The following is a 15,452-nucleotide window of genomic DNA, read 5'->3' as shown; positions in this document are numbered from 1 at the left end:
CGCACCCCGCACAGTCGCCAAGGGCGTAGCCACTCTGGGTTACGCCGATGGAACGGCCTGTACTCGGCGTTGAGCGGGTTCTGCTCCAGTTTCCACCATGCCCAACGCCTCCAGTGACGGGGAGGGCGGGAACGCAACCTCATGACTCCCAAGCTTGGGACCGACGTTCTCAGCGGCGACGGATTTCCGTTTCGTGCGGTGCCGCTGCGGCCGGTGGCGTCACGCCAGACCGAGCACATCGTCCCGTCAGCCACGCCGACAGCACCGCATTCGTTTCTCGCGCGCAGGCGGACTGAGACAGTCTCGCGGTTCAGCTCATGAAGACGTGCGCTCGGTGCCAGTCGAAGTAGACGGCAGCGTCGGCATATCGGTCGACGCTACGGCCTCGAAGTTGACCGATCCGACGACCGATAGCTGCACTCCCAGCGACGCTTGCAGCACCGACAATAGTCCCATTCTCCACGCTCACATACCCGTCCTCGAACAGGGCGTCACAGCCGAAGACGCATGCGAGCATCGCGACTCGCGGAATGTCTCGTGCCTCCTGATCGGTTGCCGCGGCTCGCTTCTTGATGTGCGATGCCCACAGAAAACGGGCGGGATACTTCTCACCGCAGAGCTCGCACTCCGCCTCAGCTCGTCCGCGAAGCAGGGCAGCGCGAAGCTGTTGCTGTTCGCGGCGCTGTCTCACTGTGGCGGGGCGGTCCAACGTGCCTTGGAAGGGTCCGACGTCTACAGAGGACAACTCGTTCGGGACGTTCAGGTCTCCCGCCAAGAGGTCGCCGATCACAACGCGGGCCGGCGAGGCGCCAACGACTCGTGCACCCGGGAGCTGGAGCAGCACGGCGCCAATGAACGCGCTGCGGTATCCAAGAACATCGACGCTAACGTCGACGACGGACTGCTCCTTGGTTAGCTCCATCGCCGCGGCGACCTCGCTGATCGGGACAGGTTGCCCAGTGGGGGTTCGGTCCGTCGCGACGGTCACGTTCCGCGAATCGACGGCGAGGATCGTGTTGTGTCGCGAGCCGGACACCGTCGGGATCGCGGTCCCGATCAGCGATCGGAGGAATCCCCTGACTGCTGTCGGCGACACGTCCAACGCTAGAGATGGTCGGGCAAGTGCCACAGCGAGCGTGGCATGATCGCTTGCCGCGTAGCCCGGAACCGCGACCAAGAGCTTGATCCGCCTCGTTCGGTTGCCCTCACCGGACGCGTTGGGCGCCCGGTTCACAGCCGCAGCGGCCTTACCCAGCTCTGCTCGAAGTTGGGGTACGTCCGTATCGTTGTCCAGATTGATCTGCGCCGCCACGATCCTGCGCTTCTCCAAAGGAAGCTGCCGAGTCGTCACGGAGTCGACGAAGGCGTCCACCACCGTTGCCCGCAACTGAGCGAGCCGACTAAGGAGGAGGTCGAGCGCGACGTTGTAGTCGGGATTGCGTTGCGCTGACCCCGGGGAAGCGCCTCCACGGCTCTCAAGGATCACCGCCAGCAGATCATTCTCGGACTCCACTGCGAACTCGGAATCGACCTCGATTCCAGTACCGGAGAAGGGGCGCACGTCTCAAGAATGCCATGTCGACCGTGTGCGAGGCCGGACCCCGGCAGCGCCGCATAGCTGCCGATCCTGGCAGAGCCTGCAGGGGATGATGGCAGTCAATGAACGCGATCCTCCGCTATCGCGCAGTGCCCGATTGGGCACCCGACTGACGCGCGATGACCCGCCGCCGTAAAATCACGACAGGCGCGACGGCGCGCCGACTCTCACGTGGGAAGTGACGTCCATGTCGACGACGGGGCGAACGATCGCGGTCCTCGGTGCCACGGGCCGCCAGGGCGGTCAGGTTGTGCGCCACCTGCTCGAAGATGGCTGGACCGTCCGCGCGATCACCCGCACGCCCGATGGGAAGAAGGCGGCTGAGCTGAGGCGTCTGGGAGCTCACATCGTTCGCGCCGACCTGGAGGATCCGGCGTCGCTCGACGCGGCATTCGCCGGCGCCTACGGCGTGTACAGCGTCCAGTTGCCGCGCTCCGGGGCCATCGAGGTCGAGATCAGCCAGGGCCGCAACGTCGGCGAGGCCGCTGCGGGTGCTGGTGTCGAGCACGTCGTCTACGGCTCGGCCGGACTCGATGACCAGAAGCGGGGCATCGAGCAGTGGGACGCCAAGATCGAGATCGCGCAGGGGTTCCGCCGCCTCGGCCTTCCGCTGACCGTGCTGCGACCGATGGCCTTCATGGAGCTCATGACGGACGCCGCGTACTTTCCGCAGAGCTCGACCTGGTACACGATGCCGAAGCTCTTGGGCGACGACTACCGCGTCACGTGGATCAGTGTGCGTGACGTCGGGGCCATCGCCGCGAAGGCCTTCGCCGATCCGGAGCGCTTCGTCGGGCGGAGCCTGAACCTCGTGGCGGATGTCAGATCCCTCTCGGAGTGCAGAAAGATCTACCGCGAAGTGCGCGGGCGGAAGCCGCCGCGCTTCCCCATGCCGTTGTTCCTCTTCCGCCGATTCGTCGGCGACGACCTGATCACCATGTGGCGCTGGCTGCACGACAACCCGTTGCGTGCGGATCCCGCCGAGACGCGCGAGATCCTCCCCGAGGCGATGGACGTGCGCACCTGGCTGGCTGCGACGAGCTGAGGCATCCGTCCCCCGCACCATCGTGCCGTGGCCGAGGCTGGGTGCCGCGCGCGAGGAGGCAGAGGCATGATGAACGGATGCTGCGCGACCTGAGTCACCCGATCCACGACGGCATGATGGTCTACCCCGGCGACCCGGCGGTCGCCATCCGGCCGGCCCTCACGCTCTCGCAGGACGGAGTCGCCGTCGCGCACCTCGACCTGGGTTCGCACACCGGCACCCACGTGGACGCGCCGGTGCACACCGTGCCGGGCGGCCGGACGATGGCCGACGTCGCGCTCGACGAGCTGCTCGCGGACGCGCTGCTGATCCGGGTCCGCGGCGTCGGCGACGGCGAGCGCTACGGATGGGATGCCTTGACCGCAGACGGTGCGCTCCCCGAGACGCTGCCCGCGATCATCGTCATCGACACCGGCTGGGCGCAGTGGTTCGGGACGGATCGGGGGCTGCGGCATCCGTCACTGGATCCGTCCGCCGCACGAGAGCTGATGACGCGAGGGATGCGAGTGCTCGCGGTCGACACGCTGAGCCCCGACCCCACCGGGTCGGACGGCGGCTTTCCGGTGCACGACGTCGTGCTCGGCGGCGATGGGCTCATCGTCGAGAACGTGTGCGGGCTCGACGGCCTCCCCGCGCGGGTGCGGGTCGGGTTCTTCCCGCTACGGCTCGCAGGAGACGGCGCACCCGTGCGGGCAGTCGCGTTCGTCGACTGAGCACGCAACCCTCACCGTGTAGGCCGCGCCTCGACGCGCGTTCATCGGCGCACGACGTCCCCGGAACCCGACACGCGCAGGTCGGTACTCGGGTCGCCGGAGTACGACACCTGCCCGCTGCCCGAAAGGTCAACGGCGAGGCTCTCACTCGCTGAGACGTCCACCTCGCCCGACCCCGACAGGGTGACGACGGCATCCCGCGCCTCGAGCTGCTCGGCGTCGACCGCGCCGCTGCCCTCCACGTCGACGGAGAGCTCGACGGCAGAACCCGTCAGCACGACGTCGCCCGAACCCGACAGCCGCACCTCGACGCGATCCGCGTCCAGCCCTGACCAGTCGACGTCGCCCGAGCCGTCGAGGTCCAGGTGCACGGTGCCGTCCGTCGACACCGTCGCCTCGACATCGCCGGAGCCGTTCAACTCGATCAGCTCGAGCCGTGGCAGAGTCAATTCGTACCGCACGTCGCTGAACCCCATCGTGAGGCCGGGCTCGGCGGCCAGCACGAGGGTGTCGCCGTCCACCTCGGACGTGAGGCGCTCGATCACCCCCTCCGGCGCGTGCACGGTGAGTGACGGCTCCCCCTCCGACACGACGACATCACCGGAGGTGTCGAGCACCACCTGCGACACGTCGCCGATGTCCCGCTCCTCGGAGGTCATCGGCCCGACCGGGATCATCAGCGAGCACCCCGAGAGCGCGAGCGCGGACGCGGCGGTCACGAGAGCGACGCCGAGGGTGCGGCATCCGATTCTGTTCATCGCAGCTCGTTCCCTTCGTCGGCGACGAGGCGCCGCCACACAGTCAAGCCAGCGCCCGCCACGCGTCATGGGCCGAAGGTCCCCCCGCCGCGCCCTCGGCCGGTCAGCCGAGCGCGACGAAGCGAGCGGTCGTTCCGCGGAACGCCCGCGCCGGGCCGGCGTCCGCGGCGCCCGCAGCACCGGCGCCGCCGGGGGGCCGCTCGGAGCCCCGATCGACGAGCCGGCGATGCACGACCGGACGGTCGCCGCGCGGATGCAGGATCCTGCCCGCGCGAGCGAGAACCCGGGCGGGAAGGGTCGTCATCGCAGCTTCTCCGTGCAGAACCCCGGCGGCTCGAGCCACCGGCGGGAGGGATGGGATGGCGACGGGCTTGCGGTTACGCGGCTTCGGCATGGCTTTGACATTCGATGCAGGCGGCTGCGTACGGCAGTACTTCGAGCCGCGCGGGCGCGATCTGCCGTTCGCACCGGGTGCAGCGGCCGTAAGTGCCCTGGGTGATCCGATTCAGCGCCGCGGTGATCAGCTCGACGACCGCGCGGTGGGATGCCGCCGTCTGGTAGGCGACGGGGTCGACGCTCGGAAGCGCGAAAGGCTCGAGCTCGGCAAGGACGGCGAGCCGCTCCTCGAGCTGCCGCTCCAGCTCGCGCTGGAGGCCGGCAAGGGGGACGGACTCGGTGGCTTCGATGGACATCTGTGCTCCTCTGGGTACAAAAAAAGCGCCGCATGTGCGACGCGCAGGGTGTCCGGTTCGGACCGATCGAAGGGACCGGTGCTACGGGGGCGCGACGCGACGGGTGGACTGCACGCGCAGTCCATCCGCGCCGCTCCGCCGGGGCGGCAGCACCTCGTGACGGGCGCCGGCGATGTCGGCCACTGCCGTCACCACGGAGGCGTCGGTGGGACGCTCCATGCGGTGCGGGCGGGCCATCGTGGTCATGGCCATCACCATAGCCCGGTTCCAGAAAAAGGCAAGTCAGCGGATTTTTCTGTCGCGAGTCGCACGAGTTGACTTTCCTGGGAAGACGGCTATGGTCAGGGGTTCACCCGCCAGCCGACCAGGGGAAGCGAGTCGTCATGTCAGACAGATCACCGCGAGCACGCGGCGCGAAGAAGGTCGCGCAGTCATCGCTGAAGGAGAAGCGCACCGAGAAGCGCGCGAGCGCGGAGTCACGGGCGTTCATCAAGCCACGCAAGGGCGCGTCCGGTTGACGAACGGCGCGGGCTCCTCGTCGTGAGGAGCCCGCGGCACCGCCCGGACCCGCCGCGCCGCCTACCGGGCGTCGCGGCGCTCCGCCATGGCGAGGGCGATCTGCGCGCGGACGGCCGGGACCCGCTCCACGGGCACCGCGTGCTCCAGGCGGCGCAGCACATCGAGCAGCACGTCGATGACATGCACGTTGCCGCGCGCGCTCTCGCGGATCTGATCGAACGACGCCGCGACGAAGTCGTCCCAGCCGGGACGGGCCACGATGATCCGGACGCCGCCACCCGGCGCCGTGCGCACCGGCGACGGGAACGCGCGCTGCCCGAGCCTCCCCAGCAGGTCGCCGAGGTAGTACAGCGCATGCTCGGCCGTGGTGGGGTCGTTGATCCCGGGTGAGAGCGCTCGGAGCGCGATGTCGACCAGCTGCCGCACGTCGAAGAGCAGATCCTGCTCGGCAGAGCGGGTCGCGTCGATCACGACGGCCTTGCGGATCGCGCGCGTCGTCTACGCGGCATCCGCCGGCGCACCGGCGACGGTCGCGAGCAGGTCGTCGTGCGCGACGAACGCTCCCACAGCAACCCGGATGCGCACGCGCGTGACTCCCTCGAGCTCAGCGTTCAGGAGCGCCGCATCGTCGATCGACCGGACGAACCCGGTCTCGGTGGACCGGATCTCCCAGTCCTCCCCCGCCGCGTCCTCGGCCGCATCCCCCGCCGCCGCATCCTCTGCCGCCGCTGGCTCGCCGACCATCGAGGGATAGAGGTGGTCCAGTCGTTCGAGCATCTCGTCGTGGATCTGCCGCTCCACGAGGTCGACCTGCAGCATCTGCGAGATGTGGTGGATGAACAGGATCAGCAGGCCCACGCACACGATCGCCAGCGCGATGGCGACCGAGACCGAGAGGGCGGGGACGAACCCGGACGCGCCCTCCTCGGGGCTGCGCACCTCCCGCAGCACCATCAGCGAGTAGACGAAGGTGCCGATGTAGGCGCCGAGCACGATCTGGTTGACGCGATCCCCCGTGAACCGGCGCATGACGCGAGGCGAGAACTGCGACGATGCCTGCTGCAGCGCGATCACCGTCAGCGAGAACGCGATGGAGATGACTGTGATGAGCGAACCGGCGATGGTCGACAGGACGCTGCGTGCGGCATCCGCCGTTCCGCCGAACAGCCACGGGACCGACGAGTGATCCAGGCCGCTCAGGCGGGCGTCGACACCGGTCAGAACGCCCGCGAGGACGAGGGCTGCCGCCACCGCGAGAGACGGGACGAACCAGAAGCTGCTCGAGATGTTCCGCCAGAGGTTCTGGAGCCGCCCGGTTCTCACGCTGTGCCCTCCGCTACGCGTCGTCGTGTGAGGAGGCTACTTCGATCGCTCGGAGTGCCGCAGTGGCTTGACAGGGCTCGCTTCCACTGCGGACCCCGCGCTCGCCGCCGTCGACTCCGACTCTGCAGCATCCCCGCCGTCGCCCACCCCACCCCGCGCGCCGACACGACCCGACTCCAGGCGTATGACGACATCCGCCGCGTCGATCACCGCGTCATCGTGACTGACGCACACCACGGCGACGCCGCGATCCGCCTCCGCTCTCATCGCCCGCACGATCCACTCCGCACTGTCGACGTCGAGGGCACTCGTGGGTTCGTCGAGCAGCAGCGTGTCGGCCCCTCGCGCCAACCCCTGCGCGAGGAGGGTCCGCTGCTGCTGGCCGCCGGACAGCGCCCCGAAGGCCGCTCGCTGCAGGCTGGTGAGCTCAAGTCGCTCGAGGGCGGCATCCACCGCTTCCCGCGCCGCGCGATCGAGCCGGCGCCACGCGCCGACGCGGCCCCAGGCTCCCACGCTGACCACATCTCGGACGGTGAGCGGCAGGGTCGGAGCGATGGCCGTCCGCTGTGGCACGAAGGCGCGTGACGCGGCGAGGATCTCGACGCTGCCGGCGCGCGGTGCGATCGTTCCGGCCAGCACCTCGAGCAGCGTCGACTTGCCCGCTCCGTTCGGGCCGGCGATCACCGTCAGCGCGCCCGCGGCCACCTCGACGTCGACGCCGAGCAGGGCCGGAGACCCGGCGTAGTCCACGCAGACCCCACGCAAGGACAGAGCCGCGACGGACGAGTTACGGAGGAACACCACGTCAGCCTAGCCGATTTTGAGAATCATTCTCATTAACGCTACGGTCGTCGCTCGTGCCCCTCATCACCGATCCGTTCGCGTTGGAGTTCGTCCAGCGTGCCCTCGTGGGCGGCAGCCTCGTGGCCGTGCTGTGCGGCGTCGTCGGCACCTGGGTCGTGGCCCGCGGCATGGCGTTCCTCGGCGAGGCGCTCGGCCATGGCATGCTCCCCGGCGTCGCCGTGGCGACCCTGCTCGGGGCACCCGTGCTCCTCGGCGCCGCCGTCAGCGCGGTCGCGATGAGCCTCGGGATCGGAGCGCTGCAGCGGCGCGGCCGGCTCTCGTACGACACCAGCATCGGCATGCTCTTCGTGGCCATGCTCGCTGCCGGCGTGATCGTCGTCTCGCACTCGGCGAGCTTCGCGACGGATGCCACGGCCATCCTCTTCGGCGACATCCTGGCGATCTCAGCCGACGACCTCGCGGTCCTCGCGTGGGCGACCGGGATCGGCGTCGTGGTCGCCGCCGCCGCTCACCGCTCACTCGTGGCGCTGGCGATCGACGCGCGCGTCGCGGCCGTGCTCGGGCTCCGGCCGAGACTCGCCCAGGCGACGCTGGTCGGCCTGGTCACGCTCGCCATCGTCTCGTCGTACCAGGCCGTGGGCTCGCTGCTCGTGGTGGGCCTGCTCATCGCGCCGGCGGTCGCCGCCGGTCATTGGACCCGCCGACTGCCGTCCGCAATGGTCCTCGCGTGCGTCTTCGGCGTCGGCGCCGTCGTGCTCGGCCTGCTGCTGTCGTGGCACGCGGGCACCGCCGCCGGCGCCTCCATCGCCCTGACCGCGATCCTCCTCGCGGCCGCGTCGTGGGCCGGGCGCGGCCTCCACGACCGCACGCAAGCCGCCCAGGTGACGTACGCGTGACGCCCAGCCCGGTGGTCGCCCAGCCCGCCACCACCCCACGAAGGAACGAAGACCCCGTGCCCCACCGCTCCCGCCTCGCCGCGCGCACCGCGACGCTCACCTTCACCGCACTCGTCCTCACCGGCTGCGCCGGCGCCGGCGCCGGCGTGCCCGCCGCGAGTCCGGCATCCAGCGGGCACGGTGCCGTCGACGGCGCGACCGAGGTGAGCGAGCCGCCGCTCGCCCTGGTGACGATCGACCCGGCAGGCACGGTGCGTCAGCTCGACCTGCTCGACGAGACCGTGGCCGAGCTCGGCGAGGTGCCGTCCTCATCTCGGGCGAGCACCGACGGCCGCTACGTCTTCGCCGACAGCGGCGAGGGCGTCGCGGTCATCGACAGCGGCCGGTGGACCTGGGACCACGTCGACCACTTCCACTACTACCTCGCCGAACCGGCGATGCTCGGCGAGGTGCCGGGCCGAGGACCGGCCACAGTGGCGACGACCCTGTCGTCCACCACCGGCAGCACCGGCGTCTTCTTCGCCGGCAGCGGCGAAGCGGTGCTCCTCGATACCGCGGCGATGTCGCGGGGCCAGCTCGTCGAGCGCTTCCGCCTCGAGACCGAGCCGCACGACGGCATGATCGTGCCGATCGGGTCGTACGCGCTCGTGACACAGCCGCAGGGCGGGGTCGCGGCATCCGTCACGGTCCTCGATGAGGACGGGGTGCCCGGCGCCACCGCCGACTGCACCCAGGCGCGGGGCACCGTCACGACGCGGGTCGGCGCGGTCATCGGATGCGCCGACGGTGCGCTGCTCGCGACCCTCGTCGAGGATCAGGTGCAGCTCGAGCGGATCCCGTATCCCGAGGTGTCGACCGCTCCCCCGGCCACGACGCTCGCGGGACGCGGCGGCCGCCCCACCGTCGCGGGGACCGCGGGAGACCGGGCGATCTGGCTGCTGGACACCCGCGAGCGCAGCTGGACTCTGCTCCCCGTCGATCGGCCGATCGTGCAGGCGACGGCGATCGACGATGAGGCGCAGCACGTGCTCGCGCTCGGCGCGGACGGGCGGGTGGTCGTGATCGACGGTGCGACCGGGGCGCTGCTGTCGCAGACGGAACCGCTGGTCGCGGAATCGCTCGCGACGGATGCCGCCCACCCGACGCTCATCGCCGACCAGCCCCGCGCGTACCTCAACGGGCCCGCGGAGCACGTCGTGTACGAGATCGACTACGCCGACGCCGCCCGCATCTCGAGGACGTTCGAGACGCCGACGTCGCCCGCCCTGCTCGCGGAGACCGGCCGATGACCCGCCGGCGCGCCGGAGTGCTCGCCGCCCTGCTGAGCGCTGCGGTCGCGGCATCCGTCCTCTCCGCCTGCACGCCGACGGCCGACGATCTTCCGCTCGTCGTGGTGTCGACGAACATCCTCGGTGACGTCGTGGGCGAGCTCGCGGGCGACGACGTCGAGGTGATGACGCTCATGAGGCCGGATGTCGACCCGCATTCGTTCGAGATCTCGGCACAGGATGCCGCGCGCCTGCGCACCGCCGACCTGCTGGTGACGAACGGCCTGGGCCTGGAAGAGGGGCTGCAGCAGCACCTCGACGCCGCCGCGGCCGAGGGGGTCGACAGGTTCGTCGCCGGCGAGTCGATCGACGTGCTCGACTACGCCACCGGCGACGCCGCGGGCACCCCCGACCCGCACTTCTGGACCGACCCGGCCCGCATGATCGACGTGGTGGAGGCGCTGGGCCCGCGCCTGTCGGAACTCCCGGGGGTGGATGACGCCGCGGTCGACGCGCACGTCGACGCCTATCTCGCGGAGCTCCGGCAGCTCGACGACGACATGTCGGCGGCGTTCGAGACGATTCCCGCCCCGCGCCGTGCGCTCGTCACGAACCACCACGTGTTCGGGTATCTCTCGGACCGCTTCGGGTTCCGCGTCGTGGGCGCCGCGATCCCGGGCGGCACGACACTCGCCGCGCCGAGCGCGTCCGACCTCGCCGACCTCGTGTCGGCGATCGAGGAGAACGACGTGGCCGCCGTGTTCGCCGAGTCCTCCTCGCCCGACCGCCTGATGCACGCCCTCGCGCAGGAGACCGACATGCACGTCGACGTCATCGAGCTGTACACCGAGTCGCTCACCGCCGAGGGCGGCGGTGCCGAGGACTACCTGACCATGATGCGCGAGAACACGCAGCGCATCGTCACCGGGCTCGCGCAATGAGCCCCCACCGAGAAAGAGGAACACCCATGCGCACACGCACGCTGCGTCGCGCCGGCCTGATCGCCGTCGCCGCCGGTGCCGTCGCGACCCTGGCGGCCTGTTCGTCGGCGCCATCCGCGTCCGTCGGCAGCGGCACCCAGACGCCGCCGGCCACCGCTGCCGGGTCGCGGATCGCCGTCTCGTACGACGGCGGCATCGTCGTTCTCGACGGCGAGAGCCTCGAGCCGGTCGCCGACTTCACCGCCGAGGAGTTCACCCGGCTCAACCCGTCCGGCGACGGGCGCCACGTGTTCGTCACGATGAGCCAGGGCTTCCAGGTGCTCGACACCGCGGCGGGAAGCACGGACGATCCCGAGCTCACGGATCTGATCTTCGAGGCCGACGCCCCCGGCCACGTGGTCCGCCACGGCGGCAAGACGATCCTCTACGCCGATGGCACGAGCGACACGACGATCTTCGACACCGACGCGCTGCTCTCCTCCTCCGGCGAGCTGCCCGAGACCGAGACGATCCCGGGCGTGGAGGCCCACCACGGTGTCTCGGTCGTGCTCGAGGACGGCACCTTCCTCACCACGGTCGGCGACGCCGACGGACGCACCGGCATCTCGGCGAGCGACGAGTCCGGCGCGGTGATCGCCACGAGCGACGCCTGCCCCGGCGTGCACGGCGAAGGCACCGCGGCCGACGAGGCGGTCGTGTTCGGCTGCGAGAACGGCGCGCTGCTGTACCGCGACGGCGAGATCCGCAAGCTCGACGCCCCTGACCAGCCCTACGGCCGCATCGGCAACGCGTACGTGAGCGAGACGAGCCCGCTCGTCGTCGGCGATTACAAGAACGATCCGGATGCCGAGGGCTACCTCCTCGGTGCGGTCGCGGTCATCGACACCGAGGCCGGCACGCTCGAGGTGGTCGACCTTCCCGACGGCGTCGAGTACACGTTCCGCGACATCGCGCGCGGGCCCGAGGATCTCGCCTACATCCTCGCGACCGACGGCTCCGTGCACGTCTTCGACCCGGCCGCCGGCGAGATCGTCGACGCGTTCCCCGTCATCGAGGCGTGGGAGGGTCCCGCCGAGTGGCAGGATCCGCACCCCGCGATCATCGTCGAGGGCGACATCGCCTACGTGACCGAGCCCGCCTCCGACGAGATCCACGCCGTCGATCTCACGACGGGCGAGATCGTGGCGACGGCCACCCTCGACATCACGCCGAACGAGATCGCCGTGGCGGCCGGCTGAGGCGGCTAGCCGCAGTGGGGGCGGGCTCGATGGCCCGCCCTCGCTCGCGGACTCACCACCACCAGCTCCGGCCCTGGAGCATGTCGCCGAAGTCCTCGGGTGAACCTCGCCCTGTATGCCGGGAGCCGAGGTAGCTGTCGACCACCGCGCGTCCGAGGTCGTCGAGCTCCGGGGCCACGACGTGCCCGCCGGCGCGCCGGGCGAGGGCGTCGATGAAGCGGGCGAGGCCCGGATCCTCCCCCAGGCGGAAGAACGTCGTCTGGGCGCCGAGCCGCTGCACGGTGTCGAGCTCGCGCACCGTGGCCGCCACCGTGTGCGGGTCGGGCGGATACGCGAAGAACACGCTCCCATCGGTGCGCAGGTGGGACGTGGGCTCGCCGTCCGTCACGATCAGCAGCACCGGCTGCGCGGTGGGGTTGCGGCGGAAGTGCCGCTGCGCCAGCAGCAGCGCGTGCTGCAGGTTCGTGCCCTTGTCCCACACGGCGTCCTTCGCCGTGAGCTGCTCGATGTCGATCACCTCGGCGTGCCGGGCGAACGCGATCAGCTGCAGCTTGTCGCCGCGGAACCGCGTCGAGATGAGGTGGTGCAGCGCGAGCGCGGTGCGCTTCATCGGCAGCCAGCGGCCGTCCATCGCCATCGAGAACGACGTGTCGACCAGCAGCGCGACAGCGGCCTGCGTGCGCTGCTCGGTCTCGACGACCTCGACGTCCCGCGTGTCGAGCCGCACGCCGGCCGCGACATCCTCTCCGTCGAGCACGGTCCGCAGCACCGCGTTCGACACCGTGCGTGGGATGTCCCACGGCTCGGTGTCGCCGAACGCCCACTCGCGCGTCGAGCCGGTGCGGTCGCCGGCGGCGCCGACGTTGCGCGTCTCGCGGCGGCCGGTGCGACCGGACTGCCGCGTGGCGATGTCGCGCAGCAGCGCCCGCCCCAGTTGCCGCATCGCCCGCGGGGTGAGCCGGAGCTGTCCGTCGGACGCCCGCTGCAGCATCCCGGTGTCCCGCAGCTCCTGCTCCAGCTCCCGCAGGGTGCGGGCGCTGACGGCGGCATCCTGGCCGATCAGCCGTTCGAGCGCGTCGAGATCGATGTCATCCATGCGCGCGCCGGGGTACATCTGGCCGAGCTGGTCGGTGAGCGAATCCAGGTCGGAGAGGTCCTGCATGATGCCGGTCGCCTCGCCGAGACCCGCCGGCTGATCCCCGGAGAAGGATGCCGAACCCGTCCAGTCCTCGCCGGGCCGGAGCGAGCGCAGATTGTCGTCGAGGCGCGACAGCGACTGCATGAGGTCGGGCGAGCCGAACGCCTGCTCGGCGAGGCTCAACAGTTCGTCGCGCTGCTCGGGGGTCATCGAGTTCAGCATCCGCTGCGCCGCCGCGGAGCGCTCGGCGAGCGTGTCGAGCAGCTCGTCGAGGTTCTGCGGGTTCTCGGGGAACTGGTCCCCGTGCTTGCGCATGAACTCGTCGAAGTCCTCCTGCGTGTCGTCGCCGAGGCGGCGCTTCTCGAGCAGGGCGTTGAGGTCGTTCAGCATGTCGCGGATCGCCTGGCGGTCGGCATCCGTCGCATTCTCGAGCGCGTTCTTCATGCCGGCGAACCGCTGATCCAGCAGCTCGCGGCCCAGCAGCTCGCGGATCCGGTCGTAGTCGGCGCGGGCGCTCGGGCTCTGCCAGTCGTAGTCGGCCAGGTCGTTGACGGCTGCGGCGGTGCTGGGCGGCAGGTTCTCGAGCCGCATCTCGGCGAACGCACGGGTGGTGTCGTCGAGGTTCACGTCGCGGACGAGGTGCTTGCGCTCCTCGAGCACGGCCCGGTCGAGCAGCTTCCTGACCTCCTCGAGCGTGCCGTCGAGGCGGTGCCGCCGCGTGAGCTCCGCCCGGCGCTCGCGGACACGCCGGGCGAGGTCGTCGAGCCCGAGCCGGTCGCGGTCGCCGCGGCGGAGGTACTCGCGCAGCGCGCGGTCGGCAGAGGTCCCCTCCATCACCTCGCGCCCGATCGCCTCGAGCGCGGACTGCACCTCGACCGGCGGCGCGAGCGGGTCGCCGCCGGTGTAGCGCCCATACCGCGCGGTATGGGCGGGGGTGCGATGGAAGGAGCGGGGCATTACCGGATGCCTCCTCCCGGCGTGGAGACGCCTGGGCGCGGCATCCGCTCATCCATAGACGGTCTCACCGCCCGCGCTGTCCTTGCCGATGCGCTTGTCGAGGTAGAGGGACTCGAGGAGCAGTTCGAGCGCCCCCGCGCGCTCGCCCGGGGTCTGCGCGCCGAGGCGCTCGGCGACCTGGTCGTAGAGATCGGACTCGCCGAGCACCGGCATGGCGGCCAGCACATCGGCCGCCCGCACCTGCTCGCCGGTCATCACGGTGGCGCCGTCGTGGAGGGCGTCGGCGAGCGCGCGGGCGTCGAGCCCCCGCAGGTGCGCGCGGGCGGTGTCGGCGACGGCGGTGCGCAGCAGGTGCTCGAGGATGGCGCGCTCGCGCCCCTCCTCCCCCGTCTCGAACTCGATCTTTCCGCCGAGCACGTCGACGGCGGTCTCGAGATCCACGGGCCGGGCCACGGCGACGTCCTCATGCTGCCGTGTCGCGCGGTGCAGGGCCGCCGCGGCGATCGTCTCGGCGCCGGCGATCGCGAACCTCGCCGATACGCCGGCGCGCTGGTCGACGGCATCCGATTCCCGGAGGTTTCGCGTGAAGCGCGCGAGGATCTCGAGGAGGTGCTCGGGAACGGCGGCGACGAGGTCGGCCTCCTGGCGGATGACGGCGATCTCCTCGTCGATCGTCTGGGGGTAGTGCGTGCGGATCTCGGCGCCGAAGCGGTCCTGCAGCGGCGTGATGATGCGGCCGCGATTCGTGTAGTCCTCGGGGTTGGCGGTGGCGACCACGAGCACGTCGAGGTCGAGGCGCAGCACGTATCCGCGGATCTGGATGTCGCGCTCCTCCATGACGTTCAGCAGCGACACCTGGATGCGCTCGGCGAGGTCGGGCAGCTCGTTGATCGCGACGATGCCGCCGTTGCTGCGCGGCACGAGCCCGTAGTGGATCGTCTCGGGGTCGCCGAGCGAGCGCCCCTCGGCCACCTTGATCGGGTCGACGTCGCCGATGAGGTCGGCCACCGAGGTGTCGGGGGTGGCGAGCTTCTCGGCGTACCGCTCGCTGCGATGGCGCCACGCGACCGGCAGGTCGTCGCCCAGTTCGCTGGCGCGGCGGACGGATGCCGGGGCGATGGGGTGGAACGGATGCTCGCCGAGCTCCGACCCCTCGATGACCGGGCTGTACTCGTCGAGGAGTCCGACCAGGCTGCGCAGGAGGCGGGTCTTGCCCTGCCCACGCTCACCGAGGAGCACGATGTCGTGACCGGCGAGGAGCGCCCGCTCGAGCTGCGGGATGACGGTGTCGTCGAACCCATGGATGCCGGGCCACGGGTCTTCGCCGTCCGCCACGGCGCGGAGGAGGTTCTCGCGCAGCTCGATGCGGACCGGCCGGTAGGTGTGACCCGATGCGCGCAGCTGCCCGGCCGTCGTGATCCCCGAAGGCGAAGGTGTCATGCCCGGGAGGCTACGCCTGCTGCGGCGGGGCGAGGGCCGGACCGGGGGAAATTCTCGGGGACGGGAAGCCCGGCCGCCGCGCAAGCACAGCACGTCGGCAGCGATCCGGTCCATGACTCGCCG

The 15,452-nt window shown here is 70.8% G+C and carries 15 protein-coding genes and 1 pseudogene; 7 read left to right on the top strand and 9 right to left on the bottom strand.

Annotated features, from left to right (window positions below; genetic code table 11):
• Positions 1 to 310 precede the first annotated feature (310 nt).
• Positions 311 to 1,561 carry a hypothetical protein gene (locus ACFRAL_RS14810; protein WP_378884243.1) on the bottom strand — a complete coding sequence of 417 codons (1,251 nt, stop codon included), beginning with the start codon at positions 1,559 to 1,561 and terminating at the stop codon, positions 311 to 313.
• Positions 1,562 to 1,784: 223 nt separating this feature from the next.
• Between ACFRAL_RS14810 and ACFRAL_RS14805 the strand changes: the two genes are divergently transcribed.
• Positions 1,785 to 2,642 carry an NmrA/HSCARG family protein gene (locus ACFRAL_RS14805; RefSeq protein WP_378884240.1) on the top strand — a complete coding sequence of 286 codons (858 nt, stop codon included), beginning with the start codon at positions 1,785 to 1,787 and terminating at the stop codon, positions 2,640 to 2,642.
• A 77-nt stretch (positions 2,643 to 2,719) separates the two neighbouring features.
• The gene (locus ACFRAL_RS14800) at positions 2,720 to 3,355 is read left to right on the top strand and encodes a cyclase family protein (RefSeq protein WP_378884237.1); all 636 of its coding nucleotides are present in this window, start codon (positions 2,720 to 2,722) and stop codon (positions 3,353 to 3,355) included.
• A 41-nt stretch (positions 3,356 to 3,396) separates the two neighbouring features.
• Here ACFRAL_RS14800 and ACFRAL_RS14795 read toward each other — a convergent pair whose 3' ends face one another.
• The 4 genes from ACFRAL_RS14795 to ACFRAL_RS14780 form a co-directional block, all read right to left on the bottom strand.
• Positions 3,397 to 4,113, bottom strand: a complete 717-nt coding sequence (locus ACFRAL_RS14795) for a head GIN domain-containing protein (protein WP_378884234.1) — start codon at positions 4,111 to 4,113, stop codon at positions 3,397 to 3,399.
• A gap of 103 nt (positions 4,114 to 4,216) precedes the next feature.
• Positions 4,217 to 4,417, bottom strand: a complete 201-nt coding sequence (locus ACFRAL_RS14790) for a hypothetical protein (protein ID WP_336398218.1) — start codon at positions 4,415 to 4,417, stop codon at positions 4,217 to 4,219.
• A 73-nt stretch (positions 4,418 to 4,490) separates the two neighbouring features.
• Positions 4,491 to 4,805, bottom strand: a complete 315-nt coding sequence (locus tag ACFRAL_RS14785) for a TraR/DksA family transcriptional regulator (RefSeq protein WP_378884231.1) — start codon at positions 4,803 to 4,805, stop codon at positions 4,491 to 4,493.
• 81 nt (positions 4,806 to 4,886) lie between these two features.
• A complete protein-coding gene (locus ACFRAL_RS14780; RefSeq protein ID WP_336398216.1) occupies positions 4,887 to 5,051 on the bottom strand; it encodes a hypothetical protein in 165 nt (54 codons plus the stop codon).
• Positions 5,052 to 5,188: 137 nt separating this feature from the next.
• Between ACFRAL_RS14780 and ACFRAL_RS14775 the strand changes: the two genes are divergently transcribed.
• Positions 5,189 to 5,323, top strand: a complete 135-nt coding sequence (locus ACFRAL_RS14775; RefSeq protein WP_378884228.1) for a hypothetical protein — start codon at positions 5,189 to 5,191, stop codon at positions 5,321 to 5,323.
• Between the two features lie 61 nt (positions 5,324 to 5,384).
• Here ACFRAL_RS14775 and ACFRAL_RS14770 read toward each other — a convergent pair.
• Together ACFRAL_RS14770 and aztA are read right to left on the bottom strand one after the other, a co-directional pair.
• A pseudogene (locus ACFRAL_RS14770) lies at positions 5,385 to 6,647 on the bottom strand (DUF2254 domain-containing protein).
• 36 nt (positions 6,648 to 6,683) lie between these two features.
• Positions 6,684 to 7,448 carry a zinc ABC transporter ATP-binding protein AztA gene (aztA, locus tag ACFRAL_RS14765; protein WP_378884225.1) on the bottom strand — a complete coding sequence of 255 codons (765 nt, stop codon included), beginning with the start codon at positions 7,446 to 7,448 and terminating at the stop codon, positions 6,684 to 6,686.
• A gap of 56 nt (positions 7,449 to 7,504) precedes the next feature.
• On the opposite strand from aztA, the gene aztB reads away from it, so the two are divergent.
• The 4 genes from aztB to aztD are packed head-to-tail and all read left to right on the top strand — an operon-like array spanning position 7,505 to position 11,794.
• Positions 7,505 to 8,347 carry a zinc ABC transporter permease AztB gene (gene aztB, locus ACFRAL_RS14760; RefSeq protein ID WP_336398213.1) on the top strand — a complete coding sequence of 281 codons (843 nt, stop codon included), beginning with the start codon at positions 7,505 to 7,507 and terminating at the stop codon, positions 8,345 to 8,347.
• A gap of 56 nt (positions 8,348 to 8,403) precedes the next feature.
• Positions 8,404 to 9,636 (top strand): ABC transporter, encoded by a 1,233-nt coding sequence (locus ACFRAL_RS14755; RefSeq protein ID WP_378884221.1) that lies wholly within the window; start codon positions 8,404 to 8,406, stop codon positions 9,634 to 9,636.
• Complete coding sequence (aztC, locus tag ACFRAL_RS14750) at positions 9,633 to 10,556, top strand: zinc ABC transporter substrate-binding protein AztC (RefSeq protein WP_378884219.1); 924 nt, start codon at positions 9,633 to 9,635, stop codon at positions 10,554 to 10,556. The genes ACFRAL_RS14755 and aztC overlap by 4 nt, the downstream gene beginning before the upstream one ends.
• 26 nt (positions 10,557 to 10,582) lie before the next feature.
• On the top strand, positions 10,583 to 11,794 hold the full coding sequence (gene aztD / locus ACFRAL_RS14745; protein WP_378884216.1) for a zinc metallochaperone AztD: 1,212 nt from the start codon (positions 10,583 to 10,585) through the stop codon (positions 11,792 to 11,794).
• Between the two features lie 52 nt (positions 11,795 to 11,846).
• Here the strand turns inward: aztD and ACFRAL_RS14740 are convergent, their stop codons facing one another.
• Together ACFRAL_RS14740 and ACFRAL_RS14735 are read right to left on the bottom strand one after the other, a co-directional pair.
• Positions 11,847 to 13,889 carry a VWA domain-containing protein gene (locus ACFRAL_RS14740; protein WP_378884213.1) on the bottom strand — a complete coding sequence of 681 codons (2,043 nt, stop codon included), beginning with the start codon at positions 13,887 to 13,889 and terminating at the stop codon, positions 11,847 to 11,849.
• Between the two features lie 48 nt (positions 13,890 to 13,937).
• On the bottom strand, positions 13,938 to 15,329 hold the full coding sequence (locus ACFRAL_RS14735; protein ID WP_378884210.1) for an AAA family ATPase: 1,392 nt from the start codon (positions 15,327 to 15,329) through the stop codon (positions 13,938 to 13,940).
• Between the last annotated feature and the right edge of the window lie 123 nt (positions 15,330 to 15,452).

Origin of the sequence: Microbacterium sp. NPDC056736 (assembly GCF_042790415.1) — a bacterium.
Taxonomy (GTDB): Bacteria; Actinomycetota; Actinomycetes; order Actinomycetales; family Microbacteriaceae; genus Microbacterium.
Note: the sequence above shows the minus strand (reverse complement) of the source record. Positions and strands in the feature narration are given on the sequence as shown.